At 65.0% G+C, this 20,189-nt stretch carries 19 protein-coding genes; 8 read left to right on the forward strand and 11 right to left on the reverse strand.

Going from position 1 to position 20,189, the window contains the following annotated elements; all coding sequences use genetic code 11:
• The first annotated feature begins 128 nt into the window (after positions 1-128).
• A complete protein-coding gene (locus ABGN05_RS27730; RefSeq protein ID WP_367957275.1) occupies positions 129-710 on the forward strand; it encodes a TRAP transporter small permease subunit in 582 nt (193 codons plus the stop codon).
• A complete protein-coding gene (locus ABGN05_RS27735) occupies positions 703-2,592 on the forward strand; it encodes a TRAP transporter large permease (protein ID WP_367957276.1) in 1,890 nt (629 codons plus the stop codon). Before ABGN05_RS27730 ends, ABGN05_RS27735 begins: the two co-directional genes overlap by 8 nt.
• A 79-nt stretch (positions 2,593-2,671) precedes the next feature.
• Here ABGN05_RS27735 and ABGN05_RS27740 read toward each other — a convergent pair whose 3' ends face one another.
• Both ABGN05_RS27740 and ABGN05_RS27745 read right to left on the reverse strand, forming a co-directional pair.
• A complete protein-coding gene (locus ABGN05_RS27740) occupies positions 2,672-3,778 on the reverse strand; it encodes a TRAP transporter substrate-binding protein (protein WP_367957277.1) in 1,107 nt (368 codons plus the stop codon).
• A gap of 283 nt (positions 3,779-4,061) precedes the next feature.
• Positions 4,062-5,168 carry a TRAP transporter substrate-binding protein gene (locus tag ABGN05_RS27745; RefSeq protein WP_367957278.1) on the reverse strand — a complete coding sequence of 369 codons (1,107 nt, stop codon included), beginning with the start codon at positions 5,166-5,168 and terminating at the stop codon, positions 4,062-4,064.
• A 303-nt stretch (positions 5,169-5,471) separates the two neighbouring features.
• Between ABGN05_RS27745 and ABGN05_RS27750 the strand changes: the two genes are divergently transcribed.
• Complete coding sequence (locus ABGN05_RS27750) at positions 5,472-6,245, forward strand: gamma-glutamyl-gamma-aminobutyrate hydrolase family protein (RefSeq protein WP_367957279.1); 774 nt, start codon at positions 5,472-5,474, stop codon at positions 6,243-6,245.
• 21 nt (positions 6,246-6,266) lie between these two features.
• On the opposite strand, the gene ABGN05_RS27755 is transcribed toward ABGN05_RS27750, so the two are convergent.
• The 5 genes from ABGN05_RS27755 to ABGN05_RS27775 form a co-directional block, all read right to left on the reverse strand.
• Positions 6,267-6,659, reverse strand: coding sequence for a hypothetical protein (locus ABGN05_RS27755; protein ID WP_367957280.1), 393 nt, complete (start codon positions 6,657-6,659; stop codon positions 6,267-6,269).
• Positions 6,660-6,719: 60 nt separating this feature from the next.
• Positions 6,720-7,697: a 2-hydroxyacid dehydrogenase gene (locus ABGN05_RS27760; protein WP_367957281.1), complete on the reverse strand. Its 978-nt coding sequence runs from the start codon at positions 7,695-7,697 to the stop codon at positions 6,720-6,722.
• A gap of 210 nt (positions 7,698-7,907) precedes the next feature.
• Positions 7,908-8,930, reverse strand: coding sequence for a LacI family DNA-binding transcriptional regulator (locus ABGN05_RS27765; protein ID WP_367957369.1), 1,023 nt, complete (start codon positions 8,928-8,930; stop codon positions 7,908-7,910).
• A gap of 93 nt (positions 8,931-9,023) precedes the next feature.
• Positions 9,024-9,905, reverse strand: a complete 882-nt coding sequence (locus ABGN05_RS27770) for a DMT family transporter (protein ID WP_367957282.1) — start codon at positions 9,903-9,905, stop codon at positions 9,024-9,026.
• A 141-nt stretch (positions 9,906-10,046) separates the two neighbouring features.
• Complete coding sequence (locus ABGN05_RS27775; protein WP_367957283.1) at positions 10,047-10,517, reverse strand: MarR family winged helix-turn-helix transcriptional regulator; 471 nt, start codon at positions 10,515-10,517, stop codon at positions 10,047-10,049.
• 274 nt (positions 10,518-10,791) lie between these two features.
• On the opposite strand from ABGN05_RS27775, the gene ABGN05_RS27780 reads away from it, so the two are divergent.
• Both ABGN05_RS27780 and ABGN05_RS27785 read left to right on the forward strand, forming a co-directional pair.
• Positions 10,792-11,805 carry a CobW family GTP-binding protein gene (locus ABGN05_RS27780; RefSeq protein ID WP_367957284.1) on the forward strand — a complete coding sequence of 338 codons (1,014 nt, stop codon included), beginning with the start codon at positions 10,792-10,794 and terminating at the stop codon, positions 11,803-11,805.
• A gap of 8 nt (positions 11,806-11,813) precedes the next feature.
• Positions 11,814-12,788, forward strand: coding sequence for a WD40 repeat domain-containing protein (locus ABGN05_RS27785; RefSeq protein ID WP_367957285.1), 975 nt, complete (start codon positions 11,814-11,816; stop codon positions 12,786-12,788).
• Between the two features lie 6 nt (positions 12,789-12,794).
• Here ABGN05_RS27785 and ABGN05_RS27790 read toward each other — a convergent pair whose 3' ends face one another.
• A complete protein-coding gene (locus ABGN05_RS27790; RefSeq protein ID WP_367957286.1) occupies positions 12,795-13,232 on the reverse strand; it encodes a hypothetical protein in 438 nt (145 codons plus the stop codon).
• Between the two features lie 191 nt (positions 13,233-13,423).
• Between ABGN05_RS27790 and ABGN05_RS27795 the strand changes: the two genes are divergently transcribed.
• Positions 13,424-14,524 (forward strand): DUF3616 domain-containing protein, encoded by a 1,101-nt coding sequence (locus tag ABGN05_RS27795; protein WP_367957287.1) that lies wholly within the window; start codon positions 13,424-13,426, stop codon positions 14,522-14,524.
• Positions 14,525-14,539: 15 nt separating this feature from the next.
• Here ABGN05_RS27795 and ABGN05_RS27800 read toward each other — a convergent pair whose 3' ends face one another.
• Complete coding sequence (locus ABGN05_RS27800) at positions 14,540-15,046, reverse strand: GNAT family N-acetyltransferase (RefSeq protein WP_367957288.1); 507 nt, start codon at positions 15,044-15,046, stop codon at positions 14,540-14,542.
• A gap of 113 nt (positions 15,047-15,159) precedes the next feature.
• Here ABGN05_RS27800 and ABGN05_RS27805 point away from each other — a divergent pair, with 113 nt between their 5' ends.
• Both ABGN05_RS27805 and ABGN05_RS27810 read left to right on the forward strand, forming a co-directional pair.
• Complete coding sequence (locus ABGN05_RS27805; RefSeq protein WP_367957289.1) at positions 15,160-16,395, forward strand: putative DNA modification/repair radical SAM protein; 1,236 nt, start codon at positions 15,160-15,162, stop codon at positions 16,393-16,395.
• A gap of 2 nt (positions 16,396-16,397) precedes the next feature.
• The gene (locus tag ABGN05_RS27810) at positions 16,398-17,891 is read left to right on the forward strand and encodes a UdgX family uracil-DNA binding protein (RefSeq protein ID WP_367957290.1); all 1,494 of its coding nucleotides are present in this window, start codon (positions 16,398-16,400) and stop codon (positions 17,889-17,891) included.
• 223 nt (positions 17,892-18,114) lie between these two features.
• Here ABGN05_RS27810 and ABGN05_RS27815 read toward each other — a convergent pair whose 3' ends face one another.
• Positions 18,115-19,380 (reverse strand): glycerate kinase type-2 family protein, encoded by a 1,266-nt coding sequence (locus ABGN05_RS27815; RefSeq protein ID WP_367957370.1) that lies wholly within the window; start codon positions 19,378-19,380, stop codon positions 18,115-18,117.
• Positions 19,377-20,168, reverse strand: coding sequence for a 2-oxo-tetronate isomerase (gene otnI / locus ABGN05_RS27820; RefSeq protein ID WP_367957291.1), 792 nt, complete (start codon positions 20,166-20,168; stop codon positions 19,377-19,379). The genes ABGN05_RS27815 and otnI overlap by 4 nt, the downstream gene beginning before the upstream one ends.
• Between the last annotated feature and the right edge of the window lie 21 nt (positions 20,169-20,189).

Here is a 20,189-nt window from a genome sequence, read left to right on the forward strand (position 1 = left end):
AAGCTGATAATCAGCCGGTTCGCGCGAGGGCTCCTCGCGGAATGAACGACATCGTCCGGCGAAACCATCGAAAAAATGACGCCGGACGACGGGGAAAATCTGGCGCAGGACGCATCGGGAGGAATCGCATGGCCGGGCTACTGGCTCTCTCGCGGGTCATTGATCGCATCAATGGGTTCATCGGCAGGAATGTCTCCTGGCTGATCCTGGTTGCCGTTCTGATCAGTGCTGGCAATGCCAGCATGCGCAAGGCATTCGACATGTCCTCGAATGCCTGGCTTGAAATGCAATGGTATCTCTATGGCGCCGTCTTCATGCTGGCCGCCGCCTACACCTTGCAGCAGAACGAGCACATCCGCATCGACATCCTGTCGAACCGGCTCTCCAAGCGCACCCGCGACTGGATCGATCTCTTCTGCCACGTCTTCTTCCTGCTGCCCTTCGCCGCCCTTCTGGTGCGGCTGTGCTGGCCGTGGTTCTGGCTCTCCTACACGAGCGGGGAGGGTTCCACGAATGCCGGCGGCCTGATCATCTGGCCGGCCAAGGCGATGGTGCTGATCGGCTTCATCCTTTTGCTCGTGCAGACGTTCTCGGAGATCATCAAGCGCTTCGCCGTCATCCGCGGCATCATCGAGGATCCCTCGCCGCGGCACGACCTGCCTCCCGCGGCCGAGGCCGCCGTGGAGATGGAGGCCGACCGCCGTGGTTGATTTCGTCGCCCACAATCTCGCGCCGATCATGTTCGTCGTCGTCATGGCGATGCTGCTCATCGGCTACCCGGTGGCCTTCACGCTGGCAGCCGGAGGGCTGATCTTCTTCGTCATCGGCGTCGAGGTGTCGCACATCTCGAGCGAAATCCGCCTGTTCTGGCCGCTCCTTCAGTCGCATCCCGAGCGCATCTACGGGATCATGTACAATGACACGTTGCTGGCGATCCCGTTCTTCACCTTCATGGGGCTGATCCTGGAGCGGTCGCGAATGGCGGAGGACCTGCTCGACACGATCGGGCAGCTGTTCGGGCCGATCCGTGGTGGTCTGGCTTTCGCGGCCGTATTGGTCGGCGCGCTGCTTGCCGCGACGACGGGCGTGGTCGCCGCGTCCGTCATCGCCATGGGCCTCATCTCGCTGCCCATCATGATGCGCTACGGCTATGACCGTTCCGTCGCGACGGGTACCATTGCGGCGTCGGGAACACTCGCACAGATCGTGCCGCCCTCGCTCGTCCTGATCGTCATGGCCGATCAGCTCGGCCGCTCTGTCGGCGACATGTATGTCGGCGCGTTCGTACCGGCCCTCATCATCATCTGTGTCTACTGCCTCTACATTTTCGCTGTCAGCATCATCAAGCCGCAGTGGGTCCCTGCCTTGCCGGTCGAGGCGCGTACGCTGGGCGGCGGCGTATGGTCTCTCGTGGGCATCCTCGTAGCCGCCGCCCTCATCTATCTGATCACCTACCACACCATATTCGCCGACATGCGCTACGAGGTGCGGCTAGTCTGGGCCGCGACGGTGGCGACGCTGGCAGCCTACCTCTTCAGCCTTGCGAACCGGCAGTTCAAGCTCGGTATCCTGTCGCGGCTGGCCGAGCAGGTCGTGATCGTGCTGATCCCGCCGCTGGCGCTGATCTTCCTCGTGCTCGGAACCATTTTCCTCGGCATCGCCACGCCGACCGAAGGCGGCGCGATGGGAGCGACCGGGGCATTGTTCCTTGCATTCGTGAAGGGCCGGCTGAGCTTCAGGGTCCTGAAGCAGGCGCTGGATTCGACGACGAAGCTCTCCGCTTTCGTCATGTTCATCCTGATCGGCGCACGCGTCTTCGGCCTCACCTTCTACGGCATCAACGGCAATATCTGGATCGAGGAACTACTGCTGGCGCTGCCCGGCGGCGAATACGGCTTCCTGATCGTCGTCACGATCATCATCTTCATCCTCGGCTGCTTTCTCGATTTCTTCGAGATCGCCTTCATCGCCGTGCCATTGCTGGCGCCGGTGGCGGAAAAGTTGGGCATCGACCTGATCTGGTTCGGCGTCATCCTCGGTATCAACCTGCAGACGTCGTTCCTGACGCCGCCCTTCGGCTTCTCGCTGTTCTACCTGCGCTCCATCGCCCCGATGCGGGAATGGACCGACACGGTCTCCGGACGCGTCCTGCCGGGCATTCGCACGGCGGAAATCTACAAGGGCGCCCTGCCCTACATCGTCATCCAGTTCCTGATGATCCTTCTCGTCATCGCCTTTCCCGGCCTGGTCATGCACTACAAGTCGGCGCCTCCGGCCAGCGACATCCAGATCCAGCTGCCGCCGATGGGCGGGGCGGGCGGGGGCATGAGCCTGCCGCCATTGGGGGGCAACACAAACGATGGTGGCGGCGGTCTCGGACTGCCGCCTCTCGGACTGCCGCCCGCCGGCGGTCAGGGAACCGGAGGACAGGGAGCCGGCGGGGGCGCGGACAGTGGAGGAGGCCTCGCCCTGCCGCCGCTGGGACTGCCGCCGCTCGGCGCACCCGGGACGACGCCGGCCCAGCCGGCACCGGTCGAAACCGCCCCGGCACCCGCGCCGAACGATCTCAGCCAGCCGCCGAAGTTCGACTGAAGGGCTCATCGAAAGAAAAAAACCCCCGGGATGGCGACATCCCGGGGTTCTTGGTTTCAGGCGATCGGGTCGATGTGCGTCAGAGGTTGCCGGCGCGCTGCTGGATCATCATGAAGGTGTCGAAGTTGTACTCGGTCAGCTGCGCCCACAGGTAGGCGTCCTTCTTGAAGGCCTGCTGGTCCTCGTAGATCTTCTTGAACGTCGCATTCTGGGCGTTGATCTCGGCATAGGTCTCCAGCGCCGCCTTGTAGCAGGCATCCAGGATTTCCTGGCTGAACGGCCGGAGCTGCGCGCCACCCTGCACGAGGCGCTTGATAGCCGAAGGGTTCTTGAAGTCGTAGTTCGCCATCATGTCGGCGTTCGCCGCGCGGCAGGCGGTCTGGAGGATCGCCTGGTAGTTCTTCGGCAGCTCGTTCCACTTGGCGAGGTTGGCGAGCGTGTGCAGCACCGGACCGCCTTCCCACCAGCCTGGGTAGTAGTAATACTGCGCGACCTTCTGGAAGCCGAGCTTCTCGTCGTCATAAGGACCGACCCACTCCGTGGCGTCGATCGTGCCCTTCTCCAGCGCCGGATAGATGTCGCCGCCGGCGATCTGCTGCGGCACGACGCCGAGCTTCTCGATGATCTTGCCGCCCATGCCGCCGATGCGCATCTTGAGGCCCTGCAGATCCGCGACCGTGTTGATCTCCTTGCGGAACCAGCCGCCCATCTGCGCGCCCGTATTGCCGCAGATCATGCCGTAGAGGCCCTGCGTGGCGTAGAACTCGTTCATCAGCGTGTTGCCGTTGCCATAGTAGTACCAGGCGTTCTGCTGACGGTAGTTGAGGCCGAAGGGGATCGCGGTGCCGAAGGCGTAAACCGGGTCCTTGCCCCAGTAGTAGTAGGACGCCGTGTGCGCGAGCTCGACGGTTCCCGCCGACGCGGCGTCGGCGGCCTGCAGGCCCGGAACGATCTCGCCGGCCGCGAAGACCTGGATCTCGAAATTGCCGTCGGACGCTTCCTTGACAAAGCTCGCCATCGTCTCGGCCGCGCCGTAGATCGTGTCGAGCGCCTTGGGGAACGAGGACGTGCAACGCCAGGTGACCTTCGGCGATGACTGAGCGATGGCCGGCGCGGCCAGCGCCGACGCGGCCGCGGCGCCCGCGCCCGCAAGTCCTGCTTTCTTGATAAATGAACGACGATCCATGCTGTTACCTCCCGATTGACTGCGGATCAAAAGCCGGCCGCCAGTGCAAATCCCACTTCTGGCAAACCAACTGTTGGCAATCAATGCATAGGCCCGGGATCAAGTCCAGCGCTGCGGCGACAGTGCGTTAAATCTTCATGGCGAAGCGGGCGCGCGGCTGCGACGAACCCATACCAGGCCCGGACAAGTATCGCGGCGTGCGCAGTCCGCTTCGCGATCGGCAACGAAAAAACCCCGGAGCGTTGCCGCTCCGGGGTTCCCTTTTGATATGCTGCCGGCTGCGTCAGATCTTGCCCGACCGCTGCTGCACCATCATGAAGGTGTCGTAGTTGTACTCCGCCACCTGCTGATAGAGGAAGTGCTTGGACCGGAACTCGACGATAGAGTCCCAGATCTTCTTGAAGGCCGCGTTCGAAGAGGTCAGTTCGTCATAGATGCCGAGCGAGGCATCGAAGCAGGCCGACAGGATTTCCTGGCTGAAGGGACGCAGTTGCGTTCCGTTGGCCACGAGCCGCTTCAGCGCATCCGGGTTGAGGTAGTCGTACTTCTGCAGCATGTTCGCGTTCTCGGCCTGGGCGGCCGTGCGCAGAAGCGACTGATAGTTCGCCGGAAGCGAATCGTACTGCTCCTTGTTGAACATGAGATGGACGGTCGGACCGCCTTCCCACCAGCCGGGATAGTAGTAGAAGGGCGCGACCTTGTAGAAGCCGAGCTTCTCGTCGTCGTACGGGCCAACCCACTCGGCCGCGTCGATCGTGCCTTTTTCGAGCGACGGATAGATGTCGCCGCCAGCGATCTGCTGCGGCACCGCGCCGAGCTTCTCCATGATGCGGCCGGCGAAACCGCCGATGCGCATCTTCAGGCCCTGCAGGTCGGCGACAGTGTTGATCTCCTTGCGGAACCAGCCGCCCATCTGGACGCCGGTGTTGCCGCCCGGGAAGCCGACGAGATTGTGCTGGGCATAGAACTCGTTCATGAGGTCGATGCCGCCGCCGTGGTAATGCCAGGCGTTCATGCCGCGCGCATTGAGCGCGAACGGAACCGCGGCACCCAGCGCCCACGCGGGGTCCTTGCCCCAGTAGTAGTAAGAGACCGTGTGACAGGCCTCGACCGTGCCGGCCGTGGTGGCATCGGCGGCCTGCAGGCCAGGAACGATCTCGCCCGCGGCGAAGACCTGGATCTGGAAATTGCCGTCCGTGGCTTCCGAGACCATCTTCGCAAAGACCTCGGCACCGCCATAGATGGTGTCGAGCGACTTCGGGAAGGACGACGTCAGGCGCCAGGTGATCTTGGGGCTAGACTGCGCGATCGCCGGGGCGGCGAGCGTCGTTGCGGCGGCCGCGCCGGCACCGGCGAAGCCGGCTTTCTTGATGAATGAGCGACGATCCATGATTTCTCCTCCGATCGTATCGATGTAGCCCGGAATCGTGAGCGGCCCGGGCAAGCCGCGGCGGATGCTGGTGCGTCCTTTGCATAGCGGTCGGAGGCCGTCCAGCGGTTGGACCAAAAAATGCTTCCGGTATGGTATTTTTACCTAAGCCGTTGAAACTGAGGCATAAAATTGTTTTAGCACATACTGTTTCATGGCCTACGCATCGCTTCCTCTTGATTGGATCGGCCTGGCAATGCGATTAGATAAGGTGGAAGTCGATCGCCGCGCCCGCGGGCGCGAACAGCCGGAACCGAACTCGTCATGATGCAGCCTCTCGTCGCCGTCTCGTCCGATGTACGTACCTTCGACACTTACACGTGGCACGCCACCCCGCAGCAATATGTCGAGGCGGCAATCACCGGAGCGGGCGTGCTGCCGGTGCTGCTGCCTTGCCTTGGCGAGCGGATCGACTTCGACCAACTGCTGTCGTCGGTCGACGGCGTCATGATCACCGGTTCGAAGACGAACGTGCACCCCGACCTTTACGGCGGCGAGGCCACCGAAGCGAACGGTCCCTACGATCCGGCGCGCGACGCCACGACGCTTCCCCTGATCCGCAAGGCGATCGAACGCGGCGTGCCGCTGCTGGCGATCTGCCGCGGCATCCAGGAACTCAATGTCGCGCTAGGCGGAACGCTGGCGACCGAAATCCAGGAGAAGGAGGGTCGCCTGGATCATCGCGCGCCTGCCGACCACGACCACGACGTGCGGTTCTCCATCCGTCAGAACGTCAGGATCGAGCCCGGCACCTGCCTCGCGGGCGTCTTCGGTGCCGGCGACATCCGGGTGAACTCGGTGCATCGGCAGGCGATCGACCGGCTCGGCGACCGGCTCGACGTGGAGGCCGTTGCCGAGGACGGCACGGTCGAGGCCGTGTCGGTGCGCGGCGCCAAGGCTTTCGCCGTGGGCGTCCAGTGGCATCCGGAGTACTGGGTGCGCACGGACGATACCTCTGCCCGCATTTTCAGGGCATTCGGCGACGCAGTGCGCCGGCATGCGAGCACTCGATCGGGATTGATGCAGGCCGCCGAATGAAAGGAGCCGCCGGCCGCGGGATCACTCCGCCGATTTCAAGGTGATGATCGGGCTAGCCGGTTCGATCGATTCGAAATCGAGGCCGTCCGAGACTGCGAACACCACGACCGGTTCGCCACTGACCGAAGCCAGCGAAATGCCTCCATCCGCGCGGTCGCGCCAGGTCCTGGCCTGTGCCAGAGCCGGATAGAGATCGGCACAGCGGGCATCGAGCACGAGGTCGTGCGAGCCGCCCGCCTCCGCAATTCCCCTTTCGATCCGGCATTCGCCGGAGACCCCGACCAACTGCAACGCGAAGCGGTCCGGTTTCCTCGACGCGCCCTGGTCCGTCCCGGGCTCCGGGTTCCCGGGCTCGGTATACTGCGTGCCGGCCAGCACGGCGACCGCGAGCCCGATTCCCACGAGGGTTCTCATAGTGCACCTCTTGCGGCGAAGAACGTCACGAGAGAATCGGCTGCGCAGGTTAACGGATGGTTAACGACGCGTCCGCGCGATCCCGGACGTTTCCGGCACGGGCGTCAACGCCCTGTCGAAGGAGAACCACGAGACGAGGTTGTCGACCACGAGATCGGCCATCGCCTGCCGAGTGTGGATCGATGCGGAGCCGACATGCGGCAGCAGCGTCGCGTTGTCGAGTTCGAGGAGTTCGTCGGGAACGTTCGGCTCGTCGGCGAAGACGTCGAGCCCTGCCGCGCGGATCGTGCGCTCCTTCAGCGCCTTCGCCAAGGCCGGTTCGTCCACCGTCGTGCCCCGGCCGACATTGATGAGGACACCGTCCGGTCCGAGCGCCCGCAGCACATCCGCGTTGACGGCCTTTTCGGTCGCCGCGCCGCCCGGCGCGACGCAGATGAGCGTGTCCACCGCCGCCGCGAGTTCCGCCAGCGACGGGTGATAGGCATACGGGACGTCGTCGACCCGGTTGCGGTTGTGGTAGGATACGGGCAGCCCGAACGCCTCGATGCGCCGGGCGATCGCCCGGCCGATTCGTCCCAGGCCAAAGATGCCGACCGTCCGGCCGCGCAAGGTCATTTCGGTCAGGGGATAGTTGCCCTCCTTCACCCAGCGCCCGGCCCGCAGGTAGTTTTCAGCCTTCGCGAACTCCCTCGTCGTGTTGAGAAGCAGCCCGATCGTGGTGTCGGCGACCTCCTCGGTCAGCACGTCCGGGGTATTCGTCACCATCACGCCCCGCGTCGCGGCGTGCCTGGCGTCGACGGCATCGTAGCCGACGCCGAAGCTGGCGATGATCTCGAGAGCCGGCAACGCGTCGATGAAGGCGGCGTCGATGCGGGTGGATACCGCAAGGCCCCTCACCTTTTCGGCCATCCCGGCATCGATGAAGGAGGGATCCGACCGCTCTATGGTCAGGAGGTCGAACTCTCCGCCCAGCCGCTTGACCGCGTGGTGGTGCAGCCCCCCCGGGACCAGCACCACGTTCCTCTGAATTTCACTCACCTGTCAGTCCCCTGCTGCATCCCTCGCGACGGCCGTCACGCCTCTGCGAGCCTAGCATGCGTATCGGTGATGCCAAGCGCCGCCATGGCGGACGGTGGCGGACGGCCGATCGCCGGTGTTTGTCCGGTACACATAAGGAAAGCGGGCGTTGGCCGGGGACCATGCAGATGAAAAGATCCTCGTCCATTCGCGGGTCGTGTCGAGGGGCGGCTATTTGCGCTCCACCGGCTTGCCCGTCGATTGCCGGACGTGGAGTTCCGGCTTGATCAGTTCCTGGGATACCTTGACGGCGACGCCGTTCAGACGGTCGAGCAGCGCGCGCGCCGCGCGGCGGCCGACGTCGCTCTGGCCGTTCCAGACCGTGGTCAAGGCAGGCGTGGCGATCGCTGCTTCCTCCAGATCGTCATAGCCGGTGACCGAAACGTCGACGCCCGGCACGAGACCCGCGCGCGCGATGCCGTTCATGAGCCCGATGGCCACGAGGTCGTTCCAGCAAACGGCGGCGGTCGGCTTGTCGGGAAGGGCGAGGAACTGGCCCGACACCTCGAAACCCGCCTGCTTGGTGCGCGGCCCCGGGATGCGCCAGTCGGGCTGGACGTGGAGCCCGGCCTTCTCCATCGCGAGCACGTAGCCCTGGTAGCGGTGGCGCCCCGTCGACGTCTGGTCGGTGCCGCCGATCATGGCAATGCGCCGGTGGCCGAGCGAGATCAGGTGGTTGGTCGCAAGTCCGATCCCGTAGGAATCGTCGCCGCGGAACACCGGCACGCCCGCGCCTTCGACGGAGCGGGCGACCAGCACAGCCGGCAGTCCGTTCTCCTCCAGCATCTGGATGTCTTCGCGCGGCGTGCCGATCGCCGGCGACATGATGACGCCGTCGGCCCCGAGCTGCAGCAGCGTGTCGATGAAGTTCCGCTGCTTCTCGAGCTGGTCGTAATGGTTGGACAGCAGGAAAGTCTGGCGGCTGCGGTCCAGTTCGCTCTCGATCGCCTTCAATATCTCCGCGAAGAACGGGTTCATGATGTCGTGCACGACGACGCCCACGATGCCCGAGCGCGAGGTCCGCAGGCTGGCTGCGCGCCGGTTGTAGATGTAGCCGATGGCCCGCGCATGTTCCTTGATGCGTTCCCGGGTCGAATCGGCGACCAGCGGACTGTCCCGCAGCGCCAGTGATACCGTGGCCGTCGAGACGCCCAGCGCGTCCGCGATGGTCGAAAGCTTTATCTTCTGCGCCAGAACGCCCTCCCGCCTGAGCCGTGGCAATCTTTAAACTGTTTAAGTCAGCTATAGGCGAAGGGCTTTGTCCTATTCAATGCTTTTCGTGCGGGATCACTCGGGCGGGAGCGGAGCGGCCGTGGCCTTCAGCCGCAATTGCCGCTCGCGATGCACGATGTAGAGGCCGCTCGCCACGATGATCATGGCGCCCCCGAGCGTCCAGACGTCCGGAAAATCGCCGAAGATGACGTAGCCGAGCATTACCATCCATACGATCTGCAGGTAGGCGTAGGGCGCCAGCGCCGTCGTCGTCGCGACGCGGTATGCCTGGATCAGCAGCCAGTGACCGAAGGCGCCATAGAAGCCCAGCGAAATCAGGAGGGCCCAGTGAAGCCATTGGTCCGGCACCGAGCCGTAGACCGGCAGGGCTGGCGCCATCAGCACGACCGGAGCGAGGGCCGAATAGAAGATCAGGCTTTCGGCTGTCTCCCGCGCGCCCATGTGGCGGGTCATGATGACGTAGAAGCAATAGCTCAGCATGGCCCCTAGCGCGTAGACATGCCCGATCCCGAACACCCCGAGGCCGGGACGCGTGATGACGAGGACGCCGCAAAATCCCACGATGACGGCGAGCCACCGCCGCCACCCGGCCCACTCCCCGAGCATGGGGCCTGCCAGTGCGGTGATGACCATCGGGGCGAAGAAGGCGATCGAGACCGTCTCCGCCAGTTGCAGCGTCTGCAGCGCCAGGAAGTTGAACAAGGTGGACGCGAACAGCAACATTCCCCGCAACAGTTGAAGCGGCAGGCTCGCGGTGGCGAAAAGGGCCAGCGTCTTCCATGGCCGCAGAAACAGGAAGGCGAGAACGGCGTGGCCGGCAAACCGCATCCAGGCGATGAACGGAGGAGCGAACCCTTCGCTGGCGAGAAACTTCGCGCTGGAATCCAGAAAGGAGAAGGTCAATCCGGCGCTGAACACCAGGAGGATCGCAGCCACGGGCGTCGCCGCTTCCTGATGCCTGGAGCTGGTTTTCACTTGGTTTCGCCGTTGCGCGCCTGATCGGCCCCTGTTTCAGGGATCGCGAATTGAAGAGCAAGCAAAAAAGCCGGCACGTCCCGGCCGTCGTTCCGCGCGAAATCAGTCCTCGTCGTCGGTGTCGTCCGGCTGCTCGGCATGGGAATTGCCGGCGAGATTGACCTCGATGCGGGCCAGGAGTTTGGCGAGCGCCTTCTGCTCTTTCTTGTCGAGCCCCTTCAGCGCCTGCTTTTCCGTCTTGCGGACGGACTTCTCGATCGAGCGGATGGCATCCCTGCCCGCGTCCGTCAGGAAGATGTGCGCCTGGCGGGCGTCGTTCTCCGAAGCCCGTTTTTCCAGGAAGGCCTGTGCCTGGAGCCGGTTTATGGTCTTGGTCACAGTCGGCGGGCGGACACCGAGCCGGGTCGCGAGTTGGCCTGGAGTCTGACCGTCCTCATGCGCCAGCGCCAGCATGATCTGGTCCTGCCCGGCATAGAAGCCATGGTCGAGCAGACGCGCTGCGAGCGCGGTGCGGGACAGGCGCGCGGCTGATTGCAACCGCGTGATCGCCGCGCCCTTTTCGGCTTTCGCCATGACCCCTCCATCCTTTCGGACCAGCCGCCCGAGCTTAGATGTCTGTCCCCGGAACTCAAAACGCCCCGGCTGCCCTTCCCCGACGACCGGTTCCGGCCCAGCCGGCTAATTCGCCGACGAACCCATGTCAGACCTCTGTATCAGACAGATGACACTTTGCGGTGCCGTCGTGAACCCTGGGCGCGTCGGGGGAGCGTCCTCTTCCTCCCGTGCAATCTCGGCTCGTCCGTCCTATATGGGCGGCGAACGTTCATCCTCCGATCGAGGGCAAGACATGTCCGACCTTCAGACGCAGATCCCCGTCACCGTGCTCACCGGCTATCTCGGTTCCGGCAAGACCACGTTGCTCAACCGTATTCTCTCCGAAAACCATGGCAGGCGCTACGCCGTCATCGTCAACGAGTTCGGCGAGATCGGCATCGACAACGACCTGATCGTGGAATCCGACGAGGAGATCTACGAGATGAACAATGGCTGCGTATGCTGCACCGTGCGCGGCGACCTGATCCGGGTCGTCGAAGGCCTGATGCGCCGACCGGGCCGCTTCGACGCAATCGTCGTCGAGACCACGGGGCTCGCCGATCCCGCGCCGGTCGCCCAGACCTTCTTCATGGACGACGACGTGCGCTCGAAGACAAAGCTCGATGCCGTGGTGGCGCTGGTCGATGCCAAGCACCTGCCGCTGAGGCTGAAGGACAGCCGCGAGGCGGAAGACCAGATCGCGTTTGCGGACGTGGTCGTGATCAACAAGACCGACCTGGTGAGTGAGGATGAGCTCGCCGCCGTGGAGGCAACGATCCGCGCGATCAATCCTTCGGCCACGATTCACCGCACCGAGCGCGCCGGCCTCGACCTCGGGAACGTGCTCGACCGCGGCGCCTTCGACCTCAAGCGCGCGCTCGACAACGATCCGCATTTCCTCGAGCACGAGGACCATGACCACGATCACGATCACCATGACCACGGCCATGCGGCGCCCTCCCCGCTCCACGACGTGACCGTGCAGTCCGTCTCCATGCGGGCGGGCGAACTAGACCCGAAGAAGTTCTTCCCCTGGATCGAGAAGATCACCCAGATGGAGGGACCGAACATCCTGCGCCTGAAAGGCATCATTGCCTTCAAGGACGACGCCGAGCGCTATGTGGTGCAGGGCGTGCACATGATCATCGAAGGTGACCACCAGCGCCCGTGGAAGGACGGAGAGGCCCGCGAGAGCCGGCTCGTCTTCATCGGGCGCGAACTGGACCGGGAACGGCTGGAGCGAACGTTCCAGGCGTGCCAGGCGTGAACTGATCCATGCCCACTGTCGCCCCGCTCGACCTCGACGGCCATTGCATTGCCGCCGCCTTCCTGTCCGACATTCCGCATTTCGCTCTTGCGGACGGGACCGTGCATCGGCTCGACAACGGCCACAAGCACGTGGCGGCCCATGACGGGCTTCTCTGTGCGACCGTGACCGACAAGGCCGATCGGATGATCACAGGCGGCGAGGACGGCAAGGTCGTCGCCGTCTCGCCCGCCGGAGAGATCGAGGTCCTGGCCGAGATCGGCCGCAAATGGGTGTCGAGCGTCGCGGCGGGTCCGCAGGGAGCGGTCGCCTTCGCATCCGGCCGCACGGCCTACGTCCGCTTCGCAGACGGCAGGACGAAGGAGTTGCAGCATCCGCGCACGGCGGAAGGCGTCGCCTTCTCGCCCAAGGGCATGCGCATCGGCGTCGCCCGCTACAACGGCGCGACGCTGCATTTCCCTGCCGCCGACGGCAAGCCGGTCGAACTCGAATGGGCGGGCGCGCATACCGGCATCACCTTCTCGCCCGACGGCGCCTTCGTGGTCACCACCATGCAGGAAAACGCGCTGCACGGCTGGAAGATCGCCGACGGAAAGCACATGCGCATGACCGGCTATCCGGGCAAGGTGAAGAGCCTGTCGTGGAGCGCAAAGGGGCGCTGGCTCGCGAGTTCCGGCGCGCCGGCCGCGATCGTCTGGCCCTTCCAGGGCAAGGACGGCCCCATGGGCAAGGCGCCGCTGGAACTCGGCACGCGGGGCAACACGATGGTCACTGCCGTTTCGTGCCATCCGGCCGACGATTTCGTCGCGATCGGCTATGCAGACGGAATGGTGATGGCTGCACGGTTCGCCGACCAGAAGGAGGTGCTCCTACGCCGTCAGGGCAAGGGAGCGATAACCTCGCTGGCCTGGGACCGCGGGGGCCGGCGGGTCGTGTTCGGTTCGGAAACCGGCGACTGCGGCGTCATCGACGTTTCGGCCTGAGCGCCTTCATTCGGCGAAGCAGGTCACCTTTCCCTCCGCCTGATAGGTCCTGCCCTCGCCGACATTCTCGAAAACCGCGATTCGATAGGTTCCTGCGTAGCTTCCCTCGCCTTCGGATAGCGTGTCGACCGAGAGTTCTACATAGCCGTGCGGAAGATCCCCCTCTCGCTCGCGGTAGAGAACGAGCGCGAGCTGCCTCCCGTTGAGCAAGTATTGCGCGACCTGGTCGCGACCGAACACGACCTCACGCAGATCATGCGCCACGGCGGCCGACTTGATCGAAGCGCTACCCTCGAAGCTGAACAGTGCCCCGCCCATGCCGTGTGTGACGCCGCCGCCGAGATCGAACGCGACATGTTTGTCCTCGGCCTCGCAGGAAATCCCGCCGGATGCCTGGGCCCCGCTGGCTATCGTCATCATGAGAAGAACAGCCGTCACACGCATCCCAACCTTCTCCGTCGACCAGCCAGACATCCGACCCGGCGCGAAAGATCGGGCTGTCCTGTAACCTCATTATGGCGTTCCGACGGGCGGAGAGCCTCGCGCCGGTTTCGCAATACCAGGGCATTGCGACCTGGTTGAACCACTTCCGCCTGCCGGCGTTCTTCAGCTGTTTTGTAGATCGGAAGGCACCCATGTCCAAGCAGTTCGTCCTGAAGGCGGACGCGCCTGCCCAGCAGTTCGCGCTCAAGTTCGCGGCTCCCAAGGAGCTTCCGTATGTGGACAAGCCGCTTGGCAGCAACATTTCGGCTCTGGCGATCGCAGGACGCACCTTGTTCTGCGCCGCCGACGAGACCTCCACGGTGGAGCGGCTCGTCTATGATCCCGCGAAGAAGGAATTCCAGTCCCACGCGAACTTTCCTCTCGGCAATGCATTCGCACTGCCCGGCGGACCGACGGGCGAGATGGACGTCGAGGGTCTCGCGGTCTCGGGCGGATTCCTGTGGATCACCGGTTCGCACAGCCTGAAGCGGGACTCTCCGGATGAAATAGACCCCAAGGTCGCGGATCTCGACGACATCGATTGGGACCCGAACCGGGGATTCCTGGGATGCGTCCCACTCGACGATCACGGGGACGGGTTGTACGAACCGGTCGCTGCGATCGATCCTGTCCGTGGCGGCGATGCCCGTAAAGCCGCCATGATGAAAATGGGTAGGAACGGGCAGGAAAACGTACGTCGGTTGCTCGGCTCCGACCCGCTGCTGAAGCCTTTCATGAACGTGCCATGCAAGGAGAACGGGTTCGATATCGAAGGTCTGGCGGTGATCGGCAACCGGGTGTTGCTCGGTCTGCGCGGTCCGGTGGTCGGCACCTACGCCATGATCGTGGAGATGCAGCTCAAGGTGTCGAAGAAGGGCTGGCTCAAGCCGGCGAAGTTCGCAGATGGCGCCCCATATCGCCTGCATGCGGTCGATCTCGCGGGCCTGGGTATTCGCGACCTCCTCGTGGTCGGCGACGACCTGCTGATCCTGGCGGGGCCGACACAGGATATCGAAGGAATCCAGCGTGTGTTCTCGGTTCCCCTCGGCGATCTGTCCGGTGTCATCCCCCGCACAGCCATTCAGGTCGTCAGGACCCTGGAATTGCTCGATGGCCACGACCATGCCGAAGGCATTGCGGTCTTCGAGGCTGACGGCAAGAAGCTGCTCCTGGTATCGCACGACAGTCCGGCACCTGCCCGCTATAGCGAGGCGCGCAACCGCCTGTTGCTGGACGCATTCGCGTTCAAATGACACCCTTTCCTGACCCTAGATCCGGCGCGAAAAATATCGGACCCGCCGTTCGCCGCCGTAGATCTCCGCCTCACCGACCACTTCGAAGCCCAGTGCAGTATGGAAAGCGTCCGAGGCGGGGTTCGGCGGATCGGAGTTCACCTCCGCCGTCACGATCGAATGGCCGGCCTGTCGGGCCGCCTCGAAGAAATGTTGGTAGAGCCGTCGCGCATGTCCCCGCCCCCGCGAGAATGGGGCCACCGCTATCCGGTCGACATAGGCGAAGCGGGGAAAGCGCTCCCGGAACCAGAGGAAGTTTTCGCTGTCGTAATCGGCATCCTGGTCGAAACCGATCATGAACGCCTCCAGGCTGCCGATCCTCCATCCCGCGAAGGACTGCGCCAGGAGATGCGACAGGCGTTTGGCGTCCAGCAGCGACAGTTCCGCTGCGTGCTCATTGTTCAGCGCCAGCACCGCCGGCTCGAAAGCCGCGGTGATCGGCTCGATTGCGGACGGGTTGGCGTGGCTGTCGGACAGGCTCATCGTGGGCGCACCATAGCCGCCGCCAAGCGCACCGCAAGAGAATGCGCCAGTGATTTCCCGCCGGCATGTCAAATTTCATAGCGCCGCCGCAATTCGGAACATATCATGAACTCATGACTGTGATCCCCCTGCGCGAGAAACTCGCGATCCTGTCCGACGCCGCCAAGTACGACGCGTCCTGCGCCTCTTCCGGCGCAGCGAAGCGCAACTCGCTGAAGAGCGGCGGCATCGGCTCGACCGAAAGCACCGGCATCTGCCATTCCTACGCGCCGGACGGGCGCTGCATCTCGCTGCTGAAAATCCTGCTCACCAACTTCTGCATCTACGACTGCAGCTACTGCATCAACCGCTCCTCCTCCAACGTGCGCCGCGCCCGCTTCACGGTCGACGAGGTGGTGAAGCTGACGCTCGACTTCTACAAGCGCAACTATATCGAGGGCCTGTTCCTCTCCTCCGGCGTCATCCGCTCGCCGGACGACACGATGGGCGAGATGGTCGAGATCGCGCGGCGCCTGCGCATCGAACATCGCTTCGCTGGCTACATCCACCTGAAGACCATACCCGAATGCTCGCAGGAGCTGGTCGAGAAGGCCGGGCTTTATGCCGACCGCCTGTCGATCAACGTCGAACTGCCTACCGACGAGGGCGTGAAGAAGCTCGCCCCCGAGAAACGGCCCGAGACGATCCGCGTCTCCATGGCAAGGCTGCGCTCGAAGATCGACGAGAAGTCCGAACCCACGCTGCGCACCAAGACGCGCGAGCGCTTCGCGCCCGGCGGCCAGTCGACGCAAATGATCATCGGCGCGGATGCCACGCCCGACGCCACGATCCTGAAGACGAGTTCCCGGCTCTATGCCAGCTACCACCTCCGCCGCGTCTACTATTCCGCCTTCAGCCCGATCCCGGATTCCTCCGCCGCCCTGCCGCTGATGAAGCCGCCGCTGATGCGCGAGCACCGGCTCTACCAGGCCGACTGGCTGATGCGCTTCTACGGTTTCGGCGAAAGCGAGATCCTCTCCGCCCGCCCCGACGGCATGCTCGACCTCGCCATCGACCCGAAGCTCTCCTGGGCGCTCTCCAACCGCGCCATGTTCCCCCTCGACGTCAACCGCGCCGATCGCGAGGCGCTGCTCCGGGTCCCCGGCCTCGGCACCAAGGTCGTCAAGCGCATCCTGGAGACGCGAAAACATCGCCGGCTGCGGCTGGAGGACGTCGGCCGTCTCTGCCAGTCGATCGCCAAGGTGCGGCCCTTCATCATGGCCGAAGGCTGGTCGCCCGGCGGGCTCACCGATTCCGCCAACCTGCAGGCCAAGGTCGCGCCCGAACCCCGCCAACTGTCGCTGTTCTGACCATGGACGCCGTCGCGAAATCCCTTCCCCGCATCACCGTCCGGCTCGCCGGCCAGACCGATTTCGACGGCTGGCGGAAGGCCGCCCGCGCGCTGGCGATGCGTGAGATCCCGGCCGACCAGGTCGGCTGGGCGGTGTCGGGCGCCGCGAGCGCCGATCTCTTCGACGGCGGCGACCTATCCTCCGATGCAGTGCCGAACGGCGGCACGGCCTTCACGGTGCCTCGCTCTTTCGTGGAAGCGGCGGAAACCGTCATCTGCCATTCGGATCCCGAGCGCTTTTCGCTTCTCTACCGGGTGCTCCTGCGGCTGCGCCGCGAACCGGACCTTTTGAAGATCGCTTCCGATCCCGACGTGCGGCGGCTGGAGGCGATGGCGAAGGCGGTGCGCCGCGACATCCACAAGATGCGCGCCTTCGTGCGCTTTCGCCGCATCGGTTCCGGCGCGGAGGAGCGCCACGTCGCCTGGTTCGAGCCGCAGCATTTCATCGTCGAGCGCAACGCGCCCTTCTTCGTGCGCCGCTTCACCGGCATGCGATGGACGATCCTGACGCCCTGTGCCTCGGCCGACTGGGACGGCGAGCGCCTGGCGATCGGCCCGGGTGCTGCCCGCGCCGACGCCCCGGCCGAGGACAACGCGGAGGCGCTGTGGCGCACGTATTTCTCCTCGATCTTCAATCCCGCACGGCTGAAGGTGAAGGCCATGCAGGCCGAGATGCCGAAGAAATACTGGCGGAACCTTCCCGAGGCCTCGCTCATTCCCGACCTGATCCGCGGTGCCGAAGACAAGGCCAGGGACATGATCCAGAAACTGCCGACCGAACCCGCCCCGCACCATGCCAGGGTCAAGGCGCGCCACTGGCCGGAACCCGACGTTGAGCCGGGCTCCGACGACGAAGGCGCGAATGCCCGCACCATCCCCGAACTGCGCGCGGCGGCTGAAGGCTGCCGTCGCTGCCCGCTCTGGAGCGACGCCACCCAGACCGTGTTCGGCGAAGGACCGGAAAATGCAATAGTCGTGTTCGTCGGCGAGCAGCCGGGCGACCAGGAGGATATTGCCGGGAAACCTTTCGTCGGCCCCGCCGGCAAGATGCTGGACGCCGTGCTGGTGGAAGCCGAGGTGGACCGCTCCGAGGTCTACGTCACGAACGGGGTCAAGCACTTCAAGTTCGAGCCGCGCGGCAAGCGCCGCATCCACGCCAAGCCGAACGCCGGGGAGGTGAAGGCCTGCCGCTGGTGGCTCGACAGGGAACTGGCGATCCTGAAACCCAGCCTCGCCGTCGCGCTCGGCGCAACCGCGGCGCAGTCGCTGCTCGGCAAGACGGTTCCCATTACGAAGATGCGCGGCCAGGTGGTCGAACGCGAAGACGGCCTGCGCGTCTTCCTGACCATCCACCCCTCCTACATCCTGCGCATCCGCGAGTCCGCCGACAAGGAAGCCGAGCGCGGGAGGTTCCTGGCCGACATGAAGGCGGTCAAGAGGTTGATGGCGGCGTAGCTGCGAGGTTACCCGGCCGGTCCCGGCGCCTGCCCCTCATCTGCCTGCCGGCATCTTCTCCCCGCAAGCGGAGAGAAGAGCGCGAACCCGCCACTATCCGCCAATGTTGCAAGTTGGGCTACACGGTCGTCGCCGCTCCTTCTCCCCGCTTGCGGGGAGAAGTGTCCGACAGGGCGATGAGGGGCGGCGAGATGTGCGAGTGTCCGCACCAACGGCGCCACGCCTACCGCACCAGCACCGCCCTCAGATCGTTGACGTTCGTCCCGCTCGGTCCCGGCACGAACAGGTCGCCGATCGCCTCGAACGCAGTCCAGGCGTCGTTGTCGCCGAGCAACGCGCGAGGATCCATACCGGCCGACCGCAGGCGGGACACCGTGGTGAAATCGGCGAAGGCGCCGGCGTTGTCCTGCGATCCGTCGATGCCGTCGGTGTCGGCGGCGAAGGCGTGGACGCCCTCGACACCATCGATCCCGAGCGCCAGCGAGAGCAGGAACTCCGTGTTGCGACCGCCCTTGCCCTTTCCGCGCAGCGTCACCGTGGTCTCGCCGCCAGACAGGATTACCACCGGCCTTCGGAACGGCCGGTCCTTCAGCGCCACCTCGCGCGCGATCGCGGCATGCACGGAGCCGACCTCGCGCGCCTCGCCCTCGATAGCGTCCGATAGGATCACCGCCTCGATGCCCTGCGACCGCGCGGCCTGCGCCGCCGCTTCGAGCGACACGGCGGCCGAGGCGATGATGTGCACCTCGTTGCGGATGAAGCGGGCATCGCCGGGATGCGGCGCGTCGGCGTCGGGCGAGCGCAGATGGTTCATCACAGCTTCAGGCAACGCGATCCGCCAGGTCTCGATCAGCCGCAGCGCGTCCTGCCTTGTCGAGGCGTCGGGCACCGTCGGCCCCGAAGACACCAACGACGGCCGGTCGCCGGGTATGTCGGAGACGAGCAGCGTTACTACATTTGCCGGCCAGGCGGCGGCGGCGAGCCGTCCGCCCTTGATCGCCGAGACGTGCTTGCGGATCGTGTTCATCGCCGAGATCGGCGCGCCGGAGGCGAGCAGCGCCTGGTTGACGGCGATCTCATCGTCAAGTGTTAAGCTTCCGGCCGGCGCGGGCAAGAGCGCCGATCCGCCGCCCGAGACCAGCGCCACAACAAGATCGTCCTGCGACAGCCCCGAGACGGTTTCCAGGAGGCGTCGCGCGCCCTCCAGCCCCGCTTCGTCGGGAACCGGATGCGCCGCCTCGATGACCTCGATCGAGCGGCACGGCACGGCATAGTCGTAGCGGGTAACCACCAGGCCCTCCAACGGCCCGTCCCAGACGTCCTCGAACGCCTTTGCCATCTGCGCGGAGCCCTTGCCAGCGCCGACTACGATCGTGCGCCCGACCGGTTTCGGCGGCAGATGGCTGCCGATTACCCGCGCCGGATCGGCGGCGGCGATCGCCGCGTCGTAGAGCGAGACGAAGAACGTCTTCGGATCGATCTTCTTCATGACGCGCCTGCTTGCAGCCATTCCCATGCCCACCCGAGCCCGTCCTCCGTCGTCCCGGCCGGCACGTATTCGCAACCGACGAAGCCCTCGTAGCCCCTGGCGTCCAGCGCCTTCAGCACGAAGCGGTAGTCGATCTCGCCCGAATCCGGCTCGTGCCGGCCGGGATTGCCGGCGATCTGGACATGCGCGATCAGGTCGCGGTATCGGTCGAAGGTCGCCAGCAGTTCCCCGCGCGTGCGGCTCTGGTGGTAGAGATCGTACTGGATCCGCACCTGATCCGACCCAACCCGCCGCACGATCCCGGCCGCCTGGTCCACCGAGGTCAGGAAGTAATTCGGCGTATCGTAGGGGTTGAGCGGTTCGATCAGCGCGCGGATGCCGTGGGGTGCCAGAACCCGGGCGGCATGGAGAAGATTATCGACGAAGGTGTCTTCGCGCTCGTCCATCGACGCGTCGCCGGACAGCACGCCGGCCATGCAGTGCAGTTGCCGGCAGCCGATCGTCCGCGCGTAGTCGAGCGCGATCCCGATGCTTTCGGCAAACCGCTCTCGCGCCTCCGGAAGGCTCGCATGGCCGCGTTCCCCGGCCGCGAGGTCGCCTAGCGGCATGTTGAACAACACGATCTCCAATCGGTTCCGCTCCAGTTCGACCGCGATATCCGCTGCGGAAAACTCGTAGGGAAACTGGAACTCCACCGCCGAAAATCCCGCCCGCGCCGCCCGCCCAAAGCGTTCGAGGAATGGGACTTCGAGGAACATGGTCGACAGATTGGCGGCTAGCTTCGTCATCGGCACCTCAGACGACGATCA

This window comes from Aquibium pacificum, assembly GCF_040839445.1.
In the GTDB taxonomy this organism is placed as follows: Bacteria; Pseudomonadota; Alphaproteobacteria; order Rhizobiales; family Rhizobiaceae; genus Aquibium; species Aquibium pacificus.